The following is an 18,805-nucleotide window of genomic DNA, read 5'->3' on the forward strand; positions in this document are numbered from 1 at the left end:
TCTACACCAGCGGGGTCCCGTTGGGGCTCCTGAACACGTTGTCCGGATCGACGCTGGCCTTGAGGCGCTTCAGGCGGTCCACGTTGGAACCGAAGTACGCGGTCGGCGAGGGCTTGTTCTCCAGGCTCGGGTAGTTCACGTAAGTGCCACCGGTGCTCCAGGGCCTCATGGTGTCACGCAGACCGGTGGCCCAGAGGGCATCGGCGTTCAAGGTGGCTTCCGGGGTGCCCACGGGATTCTCGGTGAGGTACTGCGCACTGAAACGCGCCGCACGGTGCGGGAAGGCCGTCGCGTCCGGCGCGACGCGCGCGATGGCCCCGCCCATCAGGTCGAGCAGGACCATCCCGGGCCGCCCGGCGCGCGAGCGGGCCAGCAACGCGTCGCCGAGTGCCTGGATGCCGGCACTCGGCAAGGCATGGAGGAAGTAGTCGGAACTCGCCGTCATGGACACGCGCGGCAGCATGCCGCCGACAACCTGTGTCGGCAGGTGGCAGGCGGTGTTGCTCAGTCCGGCGCAGCCGGACAGCAGCAGCGAGGCCGCGGTCGTGTTGTCGATGAACTGCGACTGGGGCGTGCTGCCCGTCGCCGCGAGCAGGGCGTTCCACTGCGGTCGCAGCGTGTCGGCGTCCTGCATCGCAACGGCGAGGACCGTGACTTGCAATCCGCCCGCGCGATCGCTGGCGATGGCCAGTTGCGACCAGCCCCAGTCGGGCAGCGTGTCCGGCCAGGCCTGCCACGCCGCCAGCACCGCCGCCAGATCCGTCGTCTTGAAGGCAGCAGCGGCGGCGCTGACGGCGCTCATCGGTTGCGTCACGAAGCGCAGCTCGGTCACGATGCCGAACTGTCCGCCGCCGCCGCCCCGCAGTCCCCAGAACAGGTCCTGGTTCTGCGTGTCGTCGCAGACGCGCGTCTGCCCGTCGGCGGTGATCACGCTGGCACGGACCAGCGCGTCGCAGGTCAAGCCGAGCTGGCGGTCGAAGAAGCCGATGCCGCCGCCCAACGTGATGCCGGTGATGCCCACCGTGATGCAGCTGCCGGAGGCCAGGATCCGCCCCGCATCGAAGGCGGTCCGGTAGACGTCGGCCAGCTTGGCGCCGGCACCGGCGACGAGGATGTCGCCCTCCATGCGGACGCCGTCCATCAGGCCGGTGTCGATCAGCAGCCCGTCCGTCGTCGAGGCGCCGATATAACTGTGGGCGCCGCTGCGCAGGGCGAATGTCATCTTCCTGGCCTTGACGAAGGCCAACGAGGCACCGACATCCGCCGCCCCTTCGCAGCGGGCGAGGGCGCGTGGGAACAGGCCGTCAAACCGTGCGTTGGCAGGCAGGCGCAGGGCGGGGAAATCGGCGTCGCCGAACTTCAGCAGGCGACCGCTCATCTGCGCCGCCAGCGTGGCGAGGTCCTGGTCCGTGACCTCGGGGCCTGGCGAGGGAGCGGGGGATACCGGCGTGCCGGCTTCGCCGCCGCCGCCGCCACATCCCGCCAGCCAGCCACCGCTCAGCGCGCTCGCGCTGCCGACGAGGAATCGTCGTCGATCCATGCCTGTCTCCCTGTGGAATGTCGTTGGATCGAAAAATCCAATCTGATACCAGTTTAGGTCCAAAGTAGGACCGATTTCAGTCCCCCCATTGAGGCGAATCGGCAGCGGCGGTGATCGCCAAGTGACGACTGCAGTGGCCCTCCAGGTGAGGGGCAACGATGTGCTAGGTGAAAACCCCGAACGCTGTTATAGTCGTGGGCTTCACCGCTTCTGGCGGTGCTTCGTACGTCTCCTCTGACCTCTTGCAGACCGCTGCGCCGGGCATCCGACTGGACTCCCACGCAGGCTCCGGCTCTCCGCCGAAGCTGTTTCCCGCCACGGGGAGCGCGCACTGCATGCCCTCGGGTTCGGTCGGCGGCGATGCCGTCGCTTTGACTGTTCCCCGGCGCCTCACCAGGCCCTTCATGCCGACCACGGCGGTTGCTCTGCAATCGCGCCGCGCATGTGTCTTTCTTTCCTGGTGATCGACGCGAGCTTTCTCCCAGCGACATCACGGTTCAGCCGCGATCACATCGATCTTGCGCGGCGACCAGGCGCTCCGGCGCGGACTCCGTTTCGACGGCGTCAGCCCGGCTGCGTCCCATTGGATTGCAAAGACACATGAGTTTCGACCACGACAAGAACGCCGCCGACACCCTGGACACGAACGAGGCGCTGGACAGCGGCCTCGAGCAGGGGATCGAAGCCGGCGAACTCGGCGCCGACGCCGAGACGACCGGCACGCCGTTCTCGGCCCTGGGCCTGCACGACGCGCTGCTGCGCGCCGTCAAGGACTCCGGCTACGAGAACACCACCGAAGTGCAGGCGCAGGCGATCCCGCCGGCGCTCGACGGCAAGGACCTGATGGTCTCGTCGCGCACCGGTTCGGGCAAGACCGCCTCGTTCATCCTGCCGGCCCTGCAGCAGGTGCTGAACGCCCGCGCCGAACGCGCCGCCACCAACAACAAGACCCGCACCGTCGGCCCGCGCGTGCTGGTGCTGGCCCCCACCCGCGAACTGGCGATGCAGGTCGCCAAGTCCGCCATGACCTACGGCCGCCACATCCAGGGCCTGCGCGTCGCCACCGTGCTGGGCGGCATGCCCTACGCGCAGCAGCTGCGCGCGCTGAGCGGCCCGCTGGACGTCCTGATCGCCACCCCGGGCCGCCTGCTGGACCACATCAACAGCGGCCGCTGCAAGCTGGACAACGTGACGATGTTCGTCCTGGACGAAGCCGACCGCATGCTGGACATGGGCTTCATCGACGACATCAACTTCGTCGCCGAGCAGATCCCGGCCGAGCGCCAGACGCTGATGTACAGCGCGACCTTCGCCGGCAACACCGGCCGCCTGGCCTCGCAGCTGATGAAGGACCCGCAGCGCATCGACGTCTCGGGCCACACCGAGACGCACGCCAACATCGAGCAGCGCCTGCACTGGGCCGACAACGGCCAGCACAAGCGCAAGCTGCTCGAGCACATCCTGGGCCTGCGCGACGTCGACCAGGCCGTGGTGTTCACCAGCACCCAGCAGGACACCGAGTGGCTGGCCGAACAGCTGGAGGCCATCGGCCACCGCGTCGCCGCGCTGCACGGCGGCATGCCGCAGGGCAAGCGCACCCGCACGCTGATGGCGCTGCGCCGTCGCGACCTGCGCGTGCTGGTCGCCACCGACGTGGCCGCCCGCGGCATCGACGTGCCGACGATCTCGCACGTCATCAACTTCGGCCTGCCGATGAAGGCCGAGGACTACGTCCACCGCATCGGCCGCACTGGCCGTGCCGGCCGCTCCGGCCTGGCGGTGACGCTGGCCGAGCGCGGCGACATCTCGATGATCAAGCGCATCCAGCAGTTCACGACGCAGGCGATCCCCGTGTCGCGCATCGAAGGCCTGGAGCCGCGCAACGAAGAGCCGAAGATCTACCCGTCGCGCCCCGGTTTCGGCGGCGATCGCGGCGGTGACCGCGGCGGCTACGGCGGCAATCGCGGCGGCGGCTACGGTGGCAACCGTGGCGGCTTCGGCGGCAACCGTCCGCAAGGCGGCGGCTACCGCGGCAACGACAACCGCTTCGACAACAACGCCCGCTTCGAGCGTCCGGAAGGCCAGGGCCGTCCCCCGTTCGGCGAGCGTCGTGAAGGCGGTCAGGGCGGCTTCGGCGGCGGCCAGGGCGGCCAGCGCTTCGAGCACCGCAACGAGCGTCCGCAAGGCGATCGTCCGTTCGGCGACCGCCCGCAAGGCGACCGTCCGCGCTTCGGTGACCGTCCGCAAGGCGGCTTCGGCGGCGCACCGCGCAGCTACGGCGATCGTCCGCAGCGCGACTTCAACGCGCCGCGCGACGGTGGCCATGGCGGCAACGGCGGTGGTTTCGACCAGCGTCGTCCGGATCCGCGTTTCGACCGTTCGGCCGAGAACAACGACCGCTACGCACCGCGCGCCGAGCGTCCCGCCTTCAACAAGGGCGACGACAACCGCTTCGAAGGCCGTCCGGCGAAGCCGGCATTCGGCAAGGGTCCGCGTCCGCAAGGCGACGACCGCGGCGACCGCGGCGGTTTCGTGCCGCGCAAGGGCCCGCGCAAGTTCTGAGCCTCGCGGCTCGGTGGCTGAGGGACGCTGAGGGATGCGCGTCGAGGGTCGGATCGTGCAGTGGGACGACGCGAAGGGCTACGGCTTCATCGCGCCGTCCGACGGCGGGCCGAAACGCTTCGCCCACATCAGCGCCTTCGGCCCGCGCGCCCGCCGACCTTTCGTCGGCGAGCGCGTCGACTACGAGGCCGGCACTGATGCGCAGGGCAAGGCCCGCGCGCTGAAGGTCCGCAGCCTCGAACCCAAGCCGGCGCCCGCCGGCCCCGCGCCCCGACGCGGTCCGTCCGGTGCTGCCGGCACGGACCGCGACGGTGCGCGTGCCAAGCCCGCGCCGTCTGCGAAGTCCGCGCGCGGCGCTTCGCCTTCCTCCTCCTCCCCCAAGACCTCCGCCGACACCGGTGCCTCGTTGTGGCTGGTGCCGGGTTTTGCCTCGCTGGTGCTGTTGACGCATCTCGCGTGGCCCTTGCCGCGCGGCTTGTGGGGCGTCTACGTCGCGATGAGTTTTGCGACTTTCATCGTCTACGCGCTCGACAAGCGCGCGGCGCGGCTGGGCCACTGGCGCGTCAAGGAATCGACGCTGCATGGGCTCGCGCTGCTGTGCGGCTGGCCCGGCGCGTTGCTGGCACAGCACTTGCTGCGGCACAAGAGCGCCAAGCCGACCTTCCGGCGGGTGTTCTGGTTGAGCGTCGCGCTCAACATCCTGGCCTTCGTCTGTCTTTTTACGCCGCTGCTGACGCCGTTCGTCTCGGGAGTCTCCGACCACTGGAACGCGCGATCGGCCGGCTCATCCGTCTGATGCTGCAGTTGAAAGTGATTGGCACCGAGGACGTCCCGCACGTGCTCGCGTTGCAGGCCCAGTGCTACGGGCCCGAGTTCCTGGAAAGCGCCGAGGCCTTCGTGGCCAAGCTGGACGCGGCGCGTCATCTCCACTGTTCCTACCTGGCCGTCGAGGCCGGCGAGCCGCTGGCCTATGTCGTCAGCCTGCCCGTCGACGACGGGCAGCTGCCGGCACTGGACGCGCCCTCGATCGCGCCGGCACGCGCACCGCGCACGCTGTACCTGCACGACCTCGCGGTCTCGCCGGCGGGTCGTGCGAAACGTCTGGGCCACAAGCTGGTGCAGCAGGTGGTGCATCGTGCCCAGGACATGGGCCTGACGCAGGTCGCGCTGGTGGCCGTGCAAGGCTCGCGGGCGTACTGGGAACGCCACGGTTTCTCCGATGCCGAGGCGCCTTTGAGCGACGCGCTGATCGAGAAACTCGCCAGCTTCGGCTCCGGGGCAACCCTGATGCGCAGGTCCCTGACACCCGTGTGACGGCGGGCCGGGAAGGGGTCTTCGAGGGGCGATAATCCCGTTCATGACAGTGACCCCGGGAGGCGTGGACGACGTGCTGCGCGACGATCTCCCCGAACCCTCTTTCGAAGACCATTTCCGCGAAGGTCAGCTCCCGCAGGACTCGCTCCTGTGGTGGCAGCTGGAACGCAACGAGGCCCTGCTGGGCGCGCAGCGCGCCCTGTTCCACGGCCCGGCCACCCTGGTGCGGCTGCGCGTGTGGGTGTTCATCGAGCTGATGAGCCTGCCGCATTCGCGGCTCTCGCGCGACGATCTCAACCGCCACTTCCACGTGCTGCGCGACGAGGCGCTGGAGCTCGTGCTCAAGCGCCTGCGCGACGCGCAGCTGCTGGCGTGGGACGCCTCCAACCAGCAGTACGGCGTGACGCCGCTCGCGCAGCAGCTGATGGCGATGGTCTCGCCGCTGACGCAGGGGCAGGTCGCGGACGAGGACGGCGATCTCGCCGGCCTGCTGGCCAACGTGGCCGGCGCGCAGCAGCTCGGCACGCTGGAGCCCGCACAGCTGCAGCATCTGCTGGCGCAGCTCTCGCGGCTGTACAACGAGTTCGCCGACGCGATCGCGTCCGGCTCCGAATTCCACCTGCGCCGCGCGCGCATGCGCTTCGAGCGCGCGCTCAAGCTGGTCGAACGCGCCAGCGAGGCGCTGTCCGCGATCATCCGCCAGGCGGAGGACGACGGGAACGCGCGGCTGGAGCGGCTCGCGCGCGAGCTCGGCCTGGCGCAGGCGCGGCTGCTCGCGATGGCGAGCCAGTTCAACCGCGCGCTGCAGCAGGCCGACCGCCAGCGCGTCACGCTGGGCTCCACCGGCATCACGACGACCGACGTGCGGCGCTGGCTGCAGGAAGTCCCGTTCCTGGAGAACCTCGCGCTGGGCGCCTTGTCGCGGCCGGTGCATCCGGTCTTCGTCGCCCAGCACGAGCTGCTGGACGGCTGCGAGGCCGAGTTCGAACGCGACCGCCCGGTCCCGCCGACGCCCGAGCCGCTGCCCAGCGGCCTGGCCGCGCCGGAGGGCGAGCTCGCCGTGATGAGCCTGCCGCCCGAGATGAACCAGCTGCAGGCGCTGCTGGGGCGGTGGACCGGCGACAGCGTGCAGACGAATGACCTGCGCCCGGCGGTGCTGGGCGGCAGCTACGCGCGTGCGGCCTACCGCGCGCAGCTGCTGCCGCTGCTCGGCGACGTGCAGGCGCAGCATCTGGCCGGCGCGACCGGCGACATGGCGCGCCAGCCGTGGCGCGTGCGCTGGTCCGCGCAGCAGGGCGATATCGACGACGAGTACGTCCGCTGGATGAGCCAGGGCGTGCTGCATTCGACCGAGGTCGAGCCGCCCGTCGAGCCCGAACCCGAACCCAAGTGGCGGCCGCCCGAGCCGCCCGCGCCCAAGCGCGGTCGTCGCAAGGCCGCCGCTGCCACCGCTGAGGCATCCGCCGATGCGCCTGCGCAAGCCCTGACCCCCGACGCCGCGGCAGATGCCGCCGTGGCGACTCCTGATATCCCCGCATCGATCGCCGACGCGACGCCGTCCCCGGACGCGCCGAACGCCGCGGACATCGATGCCGACACGCCTCCCCAGGCTTCCCAGGCATGAGCACTCAACTCGACGACGCCGCCCAACTGGCGGCTCAACTGCTGGCGCGCCGCTGGCTGCCGCGCAACCAGCCGCTGGTGCGCCGCGCGCTGATCGACCAGGAGCTCTGGCGCGCCGTCAACGAACGCGTGGCCGCCGTCGGCCTGCGCGTCGTGGACAACGTCTACGCCGACCACATCACGCTGGCGATGCTGCGTCCGGCCGAGGTCGCCGTCTTCGGCGAGACCGGCCTGGCCTCCAACAACAACCTCGACCTGCCGCGCGACGGCGTCGCGCTGCTGGTGGTCGTGTGGTCCTTGATCGTGCTGCCCAAGCGCCAGCGCCAGCTCGCGCGCGCCGAGGAAGCCGCCGAAGGGCAGGGCGAGATGTTCTCCAAGGACAAGCCGCTGCCCAGCGCCGCGAGCAGCGCGCCCACGCTGTCCTACCGCAGCCTGCTGGCCGACTTCGGCAACCAGCTGGGCAAGAAGATGCGGCTGGACTCCAACCTCAAGCTGCTCGAGCGCCAGGGCTTCATCACCCGCAAGGGCGAGGACATCTGCGAAGGTCCGCTGCTGGACCTGCTGCTCGACTACGACACGCTGGCCCCGCGCATCCTGGACGGGGCGCTGGCCGACGTGCTGGCGCGCAGCACCGACGGCGAAGCCGGCCCGATGCTCACCGCCATCCTGGCCGCCCGCCATAACGAAGAATCCGATCTGAGCGACGCCTGATGTTTCACCTGCAATCCCTGGAACTGCTGCACTGGGACTACTGCCGCCGCGTCTCGATGCCGCTGGACGGCAACATCATCACCATCGCCGGGCCCAACGGCTCGGGCAAGACGACGCTGCTCGACGCGATGCGCACGCTGCTGGGCCTGGAGTGCTCCGGCGGCCGGACCTACAAGACCTACGCCCGGCACGCCAACGCCGAGCACGCGTGGCTGCGCGCGCTGGTGGACAACCGCCCGCGCAACCGCCAGAACAGCAGCCGGCCGTTCGCGAGCTCGCTGCTGTATTCGGACCAGGTGACGCTGGCCTGCCGCATCTCGCGCCAGGGCGGCGACTGGGTGCGCCGCTACACGCTGGTCGACGGCGTGCAGGAGATCGAGGAGCTCGACACCAAGACCGACAAGGACTGGCTGGGCATCGAGGCCTGGAAGAAGCGCCTGGAGGCCGCCGGCCTGACGCGCGCGATCGGTCGCGTGCTCGCGCTGGAGCAGGGCCAGACGGACCGCCTCTGCGAGCTGTCGTCCAAGGAACTGCTGCGCCTGGTGTTCGAGGTCTTCGGCGACCAGGAAGTGCTGGATCGCTACGAGCTGGCGCGCAATCACCAGCAGCAGTTGCTGAAGGAAGTCGACCAGTCGACGCATGAGCTGTCGCACGCGCAGGCGCAGCTGTCGGACCTGGCCAACCGCGTCAACAGCTACCAGCAGTACCAGCTGCGGCTGAAGGAGCGCGAGCGGCTCGCGACCGAGGTCGTGCCGGTGCTGCAGTGGAGCGAGCAGCGCCAGCGCACCGCGCAGCAGCTGCGCGAGCTGCATCGCCAGCGGCTCTTCGCCCGCTCCGACGAGCGCGGCATCAGCGACAAGCGCGCGCATCTGCTGGCGCTGTTCAAGGCGCAGGAAGCGGCCAAGGACAAGCTGGCCGACCTGGAGACGCAGCGCAAGGAAGCGCGCCAGGCCTTCGAGGCCGCGCGCGACGGCGAACGCCCGATGGAACAGCTCGCCAAGCGCGAGGAGGACCTGAAGGCGCTGGCCGCCGTCGAGACCGACGGCGCCGCGCTGACCGCGAAGCTGGAGGAGCTCGGCACGCGCCAGCACCAGCTGCGCGAGAGCTTCACGCGCCAGAACGACCAGCAGCGCAAGGCGCAGGCGGCGATGGACGAACTGACCGGTCAGCGGCTGCCGCCGCCGCCGGTCGAGGTCACGCGCTTCCGCAAGGCGCTGGACGAGGCCGGCATCGCTCACCACGTGCTGGCCGACGCGATCGACATCGCCGACGACCAGTGGCGCGCCGCCGCCGAAGGTTTCCTGCGGCCGTCGCGCTGGGTGGTGGTCCTCGCGCATTCGAGCGACGAAGGCCAGGCCTACCGCCTCGCCTCGCGCGAGCGCTACCGGCACTACGTCGTTGCCGACGGCGAGTTCGCGCCGACGGTGTGCCCGAAGGACAGCCTGATGTCGGTGCTCAAGTTCAACGCGAAGGCGCCGGGCTGGTTGCTGCGTCAGCTGGCGTCGATCCGGTGCGTCGCCGACACCGACAAGGGCGCGCAGTCCGGCGGCGAATGGATCACGCCGGAGGCCTACTACCGCGACGGCCGCGGCGGCCGCAGCCTGTGGGTCGAGCCGCGCGAGTACCAGTTCGGCGACTCCGCGCTGGACACGCGCCGGGCCTCGCTGGACAAGGAACTGACGCGATACGACCTGGAGCTGTCCAAGCTCGCCAAGGAGCAGCTCGAGATCGAGCGCCAGCTCAAGGACGCGCAGCGCGCGGCCCAGGGCCACAAGGCGGCGCAGGAACTCGTGGAGCGCTCCGAGGAATTCGCCGAGGCGCGCGCCCGCCTGCCGGGCCTGCGGCAGTCGCGGATCGAGGCGGCGACGCGCATGGGCGCGCTCGACCAGGAGCATGACCGCACGGTGGCCGCGTCGACGCGCACCGAGCGCGACTACGAAGGCGCGCAGGCCAGCCTGAAGGCGAGCGAGGACAACGTCTCGCGCTCCGAGCGCGACTGGGCGACGCGGCGCGCCGACCTGATCGCGACGGCGAAGGCCTCGCACGAGGCCCGGGCGAAGTTCCCTGCGATCTGGCTGCACCCGATGCGGCTGAACGCGCTGCGCGACGAATTCGAGAACGCCAAGCAGGCGGAGATCGCCTCGCGCCACGTGCAGCAGGAGCTGGACACCGGCGTGTGGGAGACCGACGTCGCCGTGCAGGAACGGCATGCGCGCATGCAGATGGCGGTGCTGGAGCAGACCACGCAGCTGGACGACCGCCGCGCGAGCAACGAGATGGCGCGCATCGCCGCGTTCAACGCGCGTGAGCGCTACATCGACGTGTTGCGCGCGACCGTCCGGCGCTACAAGAAGAACGTGCAGGAGCTGGGTGAGCTGGCCGGCGTGCATGCGCAGGCCGAGCTGCCGCACCTGGACAACGACGACACGGTGCTGGCGCAGGCGGGCCTGCACGTGAAGTTCAACTTCGACGGCAAGGGCGAAGTCGGCATGAACGACGGCGAGGCCTCGGGCGGGCAGCAGGTGCTCAAGAGCCTGATCCTGCTGGTGGGGCTGATGAAGGACGACGACGCGCCCGGCGGCTTCGTCTTCATCGACGAGCCCTTCGCGCATCTGGACGTGCGCAACATCCAGCTGGTCGGCCACTTCCTGAAGAGCACGCGGGCGCAGTACCTGCTGACGACGCCGATCACGCACAACGTCGAGGTCTTCGAGCCGTCCGAGATCACGCTGGTCACCAGCAAGAAGCCCCGCGGCGAGCGCTGGGCGCCGCCGATCGCGGTGCTGGCGCGCCGGCCGGAGAAGTCGGTCTACGACTGATCCTCGACGGCCCTCGGCCACGCTGGACCCCGGAAAGCCGCGCTCATGCGCGGCTTTTCTCATTGCGCAACGTGAGGCTGTGACACCCCCATCGGAGGGGCGCCTTCAGGGCGAGGCGCGATCGGGCAAGGACTGGCACTCAGGGCCCGTGTGATCGCGATGCGAGGGGTGGCGGATGACGAGCGCCGTTTATCTGATCGAAGGCTTTCAACGCTGGATGCGCAAGCAGGCGTTGGACAGACAGCGACTTGTGTCGCGCTGTGGCTGAAATGGAACGCGGGCTCATCGATGCAAACCTCGGTAGAGAAAAAGGAAGTCCGCCATCGTTGAGCGTGTCCTTGCGACAGGCCGCCTGTGGCACGCCGAGGGGTTGATCAGCGATGAACGTCGTCGGTCCTGCGAGATCGTCTGCATGCCAGCGCCCATGCCGCTGGAGCCGGAGGAAGTGCGCGCCATCCGCGAGCGGGACCAGTTGGAGCTGGCGGTCTTTGCGGACCTGATCAACACGACGCCGAAGCAACTGCGTCGCTGGGAGCAGGGCTTCGGTCGCCCGCAGGGGCCCGCCTTGCGCCTGCTGCATCTGGTGCGAGAACGAGGCGTCCACGCCATCTTCCTGCCGGCGGAGCTTCAATGAGTCCGTCGGAATGAACAAAAGCCCGGGCATGCCCGGGCTTTCTCGCCGAATGAGAGTGTGAGGCCTACTTCAACCCGCCGCTCAGGAACGCCTTCAGGCGCTCGCTCTGCGGCTTGGCCAGCACCTCGCGCGGGTTGCCTTGCTCTTCCACGCGGCCCTGGTGCAGGAACATCGTGTGCGACGACACCTCGCGCGCGAAGCCCATCTCGTGGGTCACGACGATCATCGTGCGGCCTTCCGCCGCCAGGTCGCGCATCACCTTCAGCACCTCGCCGACCAGCTCCGGATCCAGCGCGGACGTCGGTTCGTCGAAGAGCATCACCTCCGGTTCCACCGCCAGCGCGCGCGCGATCGCCACGCGCTGCTGCTCGCCGCCTGACAGCTGCGCCGGATAGACGTCCTTGCGGTGCGACACGCCGACGCGCGCCAGCAGCGCCTCGGCCTTCTCGATGGCCTGCGCGCGGGGCTGCTTCAGCACGTGGATGGGCGCCTCGATGACGTTTTCCAGCACCGTGCGGTGACCCCACAGGTTGAAGTTCTGGAACACCATCGCCAGCCGCGCGCGCCAGCGCTGCAGTTGCGCCGCGTCGGCGGACTTCAGGCTGCCGTCGCGGTCGCGGACAAGCTTGAGCTCCTCGGTGCCCAGTTTCAGCGTGCCCTCGAAGGGCTGTTCCAGCAGGTTCAGGCAGCGCAGGAAGGTGCTCTTGCCCGAGCCGCTCGATCCGATCAGCGTGATCACGTCGCCCGGCTTCGCGGCCAGGGACACGCCCTTGAGCACTTCGCGCTCGCCGTAGCGTTTGTGGAGGTTGTCGACAACAAGACTGGCCGCGGACATCAACGGGCTCCCAGGAGTTTTCCGGTGCGGGTCGCTTCGCGCCCCGCGACTTTCGCGACCCGTGCGCCGGCGGTGACCAGGCGCAGCGTGTCGCGTGCAAACAGCAGCCCGTCGGTGGGGCTCTTCAGGTCGGTCACCGATCCGCTGATCGGATCGATCACCTGGGCGATCACGTCGCCTTCGCGCACCGTCTCGCCGACCTCGCGCAGGAAGGTCAGCACGCCGCCCACCGGCGAGGGGACCGGGATCGATCCCGCCAGCGGGCGCGCATCGCCGACCGGCGCGGGCACCGGCGGCGTCGCGCCATCCGGGGCGTCGGACGCGATCACGCCGCGGTGGATCAGGAAGTCCACGATCGCCTGCGCATCCTTGGCCGCCAGGTCGTGGTGCACGTCCTGCTGGCCGCGCAGTTCGACCGTCACCGACAGGCAGGCCTGCGGGATCGGGAAGCGGTCGCCGAAGTGCTTCGCCCATTTCCACCAGACCTGCGAGCAGGCCTCGTCGAAGGGGTTGTCGCCGGAGTCCGTCGCCAGCAGCGTCACGCCGGCGCCGAGGTAGGCCGCCAGCGGCTCGCATTGCGGCCAGCACGGCGTCTCGGTGTAGAGGTGCATCATGGCCTGGGCGTCGCAGTGCAGGTCCAGCACCACGTCCGCGTCGCAGGCCATCAGCATCAGCGTCTTGCGCAGCGCCTTGAGCTCGGTGTCGGCGGGCGACGCCTGCACCTCGGTCTTCAGCGCGGCGCGCAGCACCGCGACGTTGCGCGCGGGATCGTCACCCAGTTGGGACTCGGCGTGACGCGCGGCCGCCTCGATGTGCTCCGGATAGTGGCGGTTGAAGTTCTCGCCCGACAGACCTTCGAAACGGCCCAGGTGCGATTGCAGCCACCACTGCGAGAGACCGATCGGATTGGCCATCGGCACGAGGATCACCTCGCCGCGCAGGCGGCCCGCTGCCTCCAGCGCGTCGAAGTGGCGGCGCAGGTGCCAGGCGGTGAGCATGCCCGGCAGCTCGTCGGCGTGCAGCGAGGCCTGGATGTAGACCTTCTGGCCCTGGCCGGGTTGGCCGTAGTGCAGCGAGACCAGCTCGCGCTGCGTGCCCGGGGTGGGGCTCGGGAGCGGATGTTGTCGGAGTTGCATGGGAGTGGGTTCCGTTCGGCGCGGTCTCGGGACGAGCTCGAGCGCCGGATCAATGGCGGGTGGGGGCGGCATCACCGTGGCATCACCGCGGCATCAGCGGCTTGAGCCAGCGCTTCTCCGCCTGGTGGAAGAGACCGACCAGCACCAGCGTCATCGTGAAGTAGAAGATCGCGGCGGTGATGAAGGCCTCGAACGGGATGTAGTAGGTGGCGTTGACGTCGCGCGCGACGCCGGTGACGTCCATGATCGTCACCAGGCTGGCCAGCGCGGTGCCGTGCAGCATGAAGATGACTTCGTTGCTGTAGGCCGGCAGCGCGCGGCGCAGCGCGTGCGGCACGACGATGCGGCGCAGCATCACCCAGCGGCTCATGCCCAGCGCCTTCGCGGCCTCGACCTCGCCGTGCGGCAGCGAGCGGATCGAGCCGGCGACGATCTCCGTCGTGTACGCGGCGGTGTTCAGCACGAAGGTCAGGCAGGCGCAGAACCACGCCGAACTGAACAGCGGCCACAGCGCGCTCTGCTGCATCCAGTCGAACTGGCCCAGCCCGTAGTAGATGAGGAAGAGCTGCACCAGCATCGGCGTGCCGCGGAACACGTAGGTGTAGGCCCAGACCGTGCGCGACAGCCACTTGACCGGCAGCGTGCGCAGCACGCCGAGCGGGATGGCCAGGGCCAGTCCGATGAGCAGCGAGATCGACAGCAGCTCGAAGGTGATGAGCGCGCCCTCGAAGTAGCGCGGTAGATTCTCGACGATGGCGTCCAGGTTCATGGGGGATCGTGATTACAGCGAGTGGCGACGCACACCGATGGACAGGCGCTTCTGCAACTGGTCGAAGACCAGTTCGGACACGGACGTGAAGAGCAGGTAGATCAGCGCCACGGCGAGGTAGAACACGAAGGGCTCGCGCGTGCCGGCGGCGGCCTGCGAGCCGCGCATCATGAGGTCGTGCAGCCCGATGACCGAGACGATGGCCGTGCTCTTGATCAGCACCAGCCAGTTGTTGGACAGCCCCGGCAGCGCGTGCCGGAACATCTGCGGGAGCGTGATGCGCCACGCGACCTGCGCGGGGCTCATGCCGAAGGCCAGGCCCGCCTCGCGCTGCCCCGGCGGCACGGCCAGGAAGGCGCCGCGGAAGGCCTCGGTCAGGTAGGCGCCGAAGATGAACGCGATCGTCACCACGCCGGCGACGAAGGGGTTGATGTCGACCGGATCCTCATGCCCCAGCGACAGCGCGATGGCGTTCACCGCGACCTGCCCGCCGAAGAAGATCAGCAGGACCAGCACCAGGTCGGGCACGCCGCGGATCAGCGTCGTGTAGACGGTGGCCAGGCCCTTGGCGACGCGGAACTTCGACAGCTTGGCCATCGCGCCGACCAGCCCCAGCGCCATGGCCAGCACCATCGAGCTGAGGGCCACGCCCAGGGTCAATACGGCGCCCTCGAGCAGGCTGGGCAGATAACCGTGCAGGAACATTCGACGGACCTCGTTCGTTCTGAAGGAAAGAGGCCCGGCGCTGCCGGGCCTCTGCGGATCACCCGATCACTTGCCCGTCTTGCCCGAGATGTCGTACTCGAAGTACTTGTCGTTGAGCTTCTTGAAGGTGCCGTTGGCCTTCACCGCGGCGATGGCGTCGTTGAACTTCTTGCCCAGCGTCTTCTCGTCGGCCTTGCGCATGCCGACGCCGCTGCCGACGCCGAAGTACTTGACGTCGTCGTAGCTCGGGCCCACGAACGCATAGCCCTTGCCGGCCGGCGTCTTCAGGAAGCCCATGTCGGCGGCCACCAGGTCCGCCAGCGTCAGGTCCACGCGGCCCGACTTCAGGTCCAGGAAGGCCTGGTCCTGCGTCGCGTAGCGGACGATCTCGCTCTGCTTGAAGGTCTCGGCGGCGAACTTCTCATGGATGGTCGCGCGCTGCACGCCGATCTTCTTGCCCTTCAGGCCGGCGGGCGAGAAGTCGAATTTCGCGTCGGCCTTCGCGGTGAAGCGGGCCGGGGTGTTGTAGTACGGGTTGGAGAAGGCGATGACCTTCTTGCGCTCGTCGGTGATCGACACCGACGCGATGATCGCGTCCACCTTGCGCGACTGCAGCGCGGGGATCAGGCCGTCGAAGTCCTGCTGCACCAGCGTGCACTCGGCCTTGATCTCGGCGCACAGCGCCAGGGCCAGGTCGATCTCGAAGCCCTTGAGCTTGCCGTCCGCGCCGACTTCGGAGAACGGGGGTAGGCGCCCTCGACGCCGATGCGGATCTTCTTCCATTCAGGGGCCTGGGCGTGCGCGGCGCCGGCGGTGGCCAGCAGGGCGCAGGCCGCCAGGGCGGCGCGGGCGATCAGTTGTCGTCGTTGCATGAAGGCTCCTTGTGATTGAGCAGGAAAACGCGGAAACGCGTGAAATGGACATCCGGTTCCGACCTCCGGGCGGCTCGAGCCCGCCTCGGAGGGAGATCGTCCGGACTGGGGGGATTGTTGCAATGCCGCACGTGCGGCGGCCATCAGGGTTAAGGAGAGTGCAAAAACGTGTGAACCGCCTGGACGGTGGACGCGGGGTCCTCCTCCTGGGGGACATGCCCCAGTCCGGGGAAGGTCTGCACGCTGCTGTGTGCGATGGCTTGGTGGAAGCGTTCGGCGGCGACGGGGGGATGACGCGGTCCTTGCCGCCCCACAGGATCAGCGTCGGGGCCTGGATGCGGGACAGCAGATCGGCATGCTCGCCGGGCGCGCGCTGGGCGAGCCGTTGCGCCAGGGCCTCGCGGTTGCCTTCTCGCAGCGTCAGTTCGAAATAGCGGTCCACGAGGGCCGCGGACACCTGGGACGGGTCGCCGTAGACCTCGCGCAGGCTGCGGTCCACCAGCGGCCGCGGCAGGAACACGCCGGCCAGCCAGTGCAGCAGGCGCGAGTCGGGCACGCGGAAGCCGTCGGGCACCGCCTCGCCGCGCACGTCGAGTCCGCCGGCGTCGACCAGCACCAGCGCCGCGACCTGTTGCGGATGCCGCGCGGCGTACAACCAGGCGAGTCCGCCGCCCATCGAGTTGCCGCCGAGGACCATGCGGTCGATCTGCAACTGTCGGAAGAACGACAACAGGAACGAGTCATAGGCATCGTCGCTGTAGTCGCCTAGAACCGACGGGCCGGTGAGTCCGAAGCCGGGCAGGTCGAGCGTGACCACGCGTCGCGTCGTGCTGAGCGACCTGGCCCACCCCTCCCAGGTGTGCAGGCTCGCGGCGGTGCCGTGCAGCAGCACGATGGGCGTCGTGTCGGACCGGGGGCCTTCGTCCCGGAAGTGGACGAGCTGGATCTGTCCGCCCGGGAGCTTCAGTTCGAGGAAGTCCGACGGCGGCGGGGCCCAGCGCGCGACCAGGCCTTCGAGCGGCCGTTCCGGCGCGCGGAAGGCCATCGCGAGCAGCGCCGTCGCGAGCACGGCGAACCCCAGCAGCTTCATCAGCCGGGCGCCGACGGTGGGACGCTCGGGCCTGCGCTCGGTGATGCGCTCGATCATTCGACGACGGAGTCGGGCGACGGAGCCAGTTCGGGATCGACGGCGCGGCGCTCGTCGAAGACGAAGCAGTCACCGTGGTAATGCGCGTTGCCGACTTCCTCGAAGTACTTGAGGATGCCGCCCTCGAGCTGGTAGACCTTCGCATCGAGACCGTGACGGGCGGCTTCCTGGTCGAGGTAGAGCGCGGCCTTCTCGCAGCGGATGCCGCCGGTGCAATAGCTGACGACGGTCTTGCCCGCCAGCTCGGTCCGGTGCGCCTGGAAGGCGTCGGGGAACTCGCTGAACTTCGTGAGGCGCCAGTCGATCGCGCCGTCGAAGGCGCCGACATCGACCTCGAAGCCGTTGCGCGTGTCGAGCGTGACCACCGGCCGGCCGTCGTCGTCGTGGCCCTGGTCGAGCCAGCGCTTCAGGGTCTCGGCGGGCAGCGCCGGCGCGCGAGGCGCCTGGTCCGGGCGGATCGTCGGATGGTTCATCCGGATGATCTCCGGCTTCACCTTCACCAGCAGCTTGCGGAACGGGACCTCGTCGCTCCAGCTTTCCTTAGGCGCGAGCGCAGCGAGGCGCGCGTCCCCGCGCAAGGCGTCCACCCAGGTCTTCACCGCGTCCGCCGGGCCGGCCAGGAACAGGTTGATGCCTTCCTCCGCGATCAGCACCGTGCCCTTCAGGCCCAGCGCCTGCGCACGCGCGTGCAACGTGTCCCGCAAGGCGTCCGGCGCGTCGATGGCGACGAACTGGTAGCAGGAGATGTTGAGGACAGGCTTGGCGTCGGAATCGGTCGGGACAGCAGTGTTCATGCCGTTGCGGCGGCTCGTGGCCGGGCAGGGTCGGGAGAACGGACGATTGTAGGCGGGGTGGGAAGGGGGACTGCGTGGGGCCAGGCGCGGGCACTCCACGATGCAGGAGGCCTCGCGTCCGATCCTCCCGCATCATTCCGGCCCCAGAGGCTCTCGCTGACCTTGCCGGCGCTTCGCGCCGGTTGTTCATCTGCGGGTCTCGGAGGACTTGGGTTCGTTGAGCTTCACGTCCGGCGCGGGCACGGGCTTGATCCGCACCGGCACGGCGGCACTGCACAGGTCCGTGTAGCCCGCACTGTGGACGAACCAGCCTCCACGGTTGCGTCGCGCGTTCAGCAGCTCGCTCCATGTCGGCGTGTCGGTGCGCAGCACCTGCAGCGCAGGACGCTGCTCGGCCGGCAGCGCCGAGGCGAGCGAGACACGCTCGATGCCGAGCCGCTGCTCCGGTTTGTCGTAGAAGCCCATCGCCGCGCCGCCGCGCGGCAGCGCGGACAGGAATTCCATGCCCTTGAGCACGCGGCCGACGACCGTGATGTTGAGGTCCAGTCCGCGCGGCGCGTGGCCGATCACGGCATACAGCTCCGCACCGGTGCTGGAGTCCTTCGCGTTGCCGCGTCCCGCGCCGACGGTGCCGTAGCAGTGAGCCAGCCAGGCCTCGCCCGTCTTCGGGTCCGCGGCGGCCGGAAAACCATCCACCTGGCCGGCGCGGGGCGCCCAGCCCTCGACATCCGGCAGCACCGTCATCGGTACGCCCTTCAGGGGGATCGAGAACTCCGCCGGAAGATGGGACTTCGCGCCGGCGGGGAAGGGCTTGCCCTTGCCCTTGAGACCGGTGTCCTCGTCGTCGGCATTGGGGTCGCCCCATTGGGTGACGAAATTGTCCTGGACGCGGACGATCGCCAGCCCGTCGTAGTAACCGCCGCGGGCCAGCGCGCGGATGTTGTCGACGTGCGCCGGCGCGAAACGCGGCGCCAGTTCGATGAAGACCTGACCCTGCGGCAGCACCATCACGAGCAGATTGTCCGGATCGACGTCGCGCCAGACGGCGGCCGGCGCGGTGGCGAGGATGTCGGCGCTGCTGCGGGGCGGCTGGGCGGGCTTCCTGGCGGCCGCCGGCGATGCGGTCGCGGGCTTGGCGGGCTTGGCGGCCTTGGTCGCCCTGGCCGCCTTCTCCGCGGGTTCGGCCGCGGGTTCGGCCACGGGTTCGGCCGCGTGGGACGGCAGCGGTGCGCACAGCGCCAGGGCGGTCATCAGGGAAAGGAGGGGCAGGGCCTTCATCGTCGTCTTGCTCATCGTCATCCGGGCGCTCCGCGAGAGTGTTCGATGGGGGGCGAGCATAGCCTT

Annotated in this window: 16 protein-coding genes; 7 read left to right on the forward strand and 9 right to left on the reverse strand. The window is 69.5% G+C overall.

Annotated features, from left to right (window positions below):
* Position 1: 1 nt before the first annotated feature.
* A complete protein-coding gene (locus ACQ86G_RS17015) occupies positions 2–1,540 on the reverse strand; it encodes an FAD-binding protein (RefSeq protein WP_431256439.1) in 1,539 nt (512 codons plus the stop codon).
* A gap of 600 nt (positions 1,541–2,140) precedes the next feature.
* Between ACQ86G_RS17015 and ACQ86G_RS17020 the strand changes: the two genes are divergently transcribed.
* The 7 genes from ACQ86G_RS17020 (at position 2,141) to ACQ86G_RS17050 (ending at position 11,203) form a co-directional block, all read left to right on the forward strand.
* The gene (locus ACQ86G_RS17020; RefSeq protein ID WP_431256440.1) at positions 2,141–4,102 is read left to right on the forward strand and encodes a DEAD/DEAH box helicase; all 1,962 of its coding nucleotides are present in this window, start codon (positions 2,141–2,143) and stop codon (positions 4,100–4,102) included.
* 34 nt (positions 4,103–4,136) lie between these two features.
* Complete coding sequence (locus ACQ86G_RS17025; RefSeq protein ID WP_431256441.1) at positions 4,137–4,898, forward strand: DUF1294 domain-containing protein; 762 nt, start codon at positions 4,137–4,139, stop codon at positions 4,896–4,898.
* On the forward strand, positions 4,898–5,416 hold the full coding sequence (locus tag ACQ86G_RS17030; RefSeq protein ID WP_431052061.1) for a GNAT family N-acetyltransferase: 519 nt from the start codon (positions 4,898–4,900) through the stop codon (positions 5,414–5,416). The genes ACQ86G_RS17025 and ACQ86G_RS17030 overlap by 1 nt, the downstream gene beginning before the upstream one ends.
* A 43-nt stretch (positions 5,417–5,459) precedes the next feature.
* Positions 5,460–7,040, forward strand: coding sequence for a hypothetical protein (locus ACQ86G_RS17035; RefSeq protein ID WP_431256442.1), 1,581 nt, complete (start codon positions 5,460–5,462; stop codon positions 7,038–7,040).
* Positions 7,037–7,750, forward strand: a complete 714-nt coding sequence (locus tag ACQ86G_RS17040; RefSeq protein ID WP_431052065.1) for a hypothetical protein — start codon at positions 7,037–7,039, stop codon at positions 7,748–7,750. Before ACQ86G_RS17035 ends, ACQ86G_RS17040 begins: the two co-directional genes overlap by 4 nt.
* Positions 7,750–10,569, forward strand: coding sequence for an ATP-binding protein (locus tag ACQ86G_RS17045; protein WP_431256443.1), 2,820 nt, complete (start codon positions 7,750–7,752; stop codon positions 10,567–10,569). The genes ACQ86G_RS17040 and ACQ86G_RS17045 overlap by 1 nt, the downstream gene beginning before the upstream one ends.
* A 412-nt stretch (positions 10,570–10,981) precedes the next feature.
* A complete protein-coding gene (locus ACQ86G_RS17050) occupies positions 10,982–11,203 on the forward strand; it encodes a helix-turn-helix domain-containing protein (protein WP_431256444.1) in 222 nt (73 codons plus the stop codon).
* Positions 11,204–11,267: 64 nt separating this feature from the next.
* Here ACQ86G_RS17050 and ACQ86G_RS17055 read toward each other — a convergent pair whose 3' ends face one another.
* The 8 genes from ACQ86G_RS17055 to ACQ86G_RS17090 form a co-directional block, all read right to left on the reverse strand.
* The gene (locus ACQ86G_RS17055) at positions 11,268–12,038 is read right to left on the reverse strand and encodes an ABC transporter ATP-binding protein (RefSeq protein WP_431256445.1); all 771 of its coding nucleotides are present in this window, start codon (positions 12,036–12,038) and stop codon (positions 11,268–11,270) included.
* Positions 12,038–13,174, reverse strand: coding sequence for a succinylglutamate desuccinylase (locus ACQ86G_RS17060; protein ID WP_431256446.1), 1,137 nt, complete (start codon positions 13,172–13,174; stop codon positions 12,038–12,040). Before ACQ86G_RS17060 ends, ACQ86G_RS17055 begins: the two co-directional genes overlap by 1 nt.
* Positions 13,175–13,256: 82 nt before the next feature.
* Positions 13,257–13,943, reverse strand: a complete 687-nt coding sequence (locus ACQ86G_RS17065; protein WP_431256447.1) for an ABC transporter permease — start codon at positions 13,941–13,943, stop codon at positions 13,257–13,259.
* 12 nt (positions 13,944–13,955) lie between these two features.
* The gene (locus tag ACQ86G_RS17070) at positions 13,956–14,648 is read right to left on the reverse strand and encodes an ABC transporter permease (RefSeq protein ID WP_431256448.1); all 693 of its coding nucleotides are present in this window, start codon (positions 14,646–14,648) and stop codon (positions 13,956–13,958) included.
* A gap of 66 nt (positions 14,649–14,714) precedes the next feature.
* Positions 14,715–15,431, reverse strand: a complete 717-nt coding sequence (locus ACQ86G_RS17075) for a transporter substrate-binding domain-containing protein (RefSeq protein ID WP_431256449.1) — start codon at positions 15,429–15,431, stop codon at positions 14,715–14,717.
* On the reverse strand, positions 15,432–16,667 hold the full coding sequence (locus tag ACQ86G_RS17080) for an alpha/beta fold hydrolase (protein WP_431256450.1): 1,236 nt from the start codon (positions 16,665–16,667) through the stop codon (positions 15,432–15,434).
* The gene (locus ACQ86G_RS17085; RefSeq protein ID WP_431256451.1) at positions 16,664–17,461 is read right to left on the reverse strand and encodes a sulfurtransferase; all 798 of its coding nucleotides are present in this window, start codon (positions 17,459–17,461) and stop codon (positions 16,664–16,666) included. Before ACQ86G_RS17085 ends, ACQ86G_RS17080 begins: the two co-directional genes overlap by 4 nt.
* Before the next feature lie 186 nt (positions 17,462–17,647).
* Positions 17,648–18,760, reverse strand: a complete 1,113-nt coding sequence (locus tag ACQ86G_RS17090) for a peptidylprolyl isomerase (protein ID WP_431256452.1) — start codon at positions 18,758–18,760, stop codon at positions 17,648–17,650.
* Between the last annotated feature and the right edge of the window lie 45 nt (positions 18,761–18,805).

The organism is Roseateles chitinivorans (genome assembly GCF_050632145.1).
In the GTDB taxonomy this organism is placed as follows: domain Bacteria; phylum Pseudomonadota; class Gammaproteobacteria; order Burkholderiales; family Burkholderiaceae_C; genus Roseateles; species Roseateles chitinivorans_B.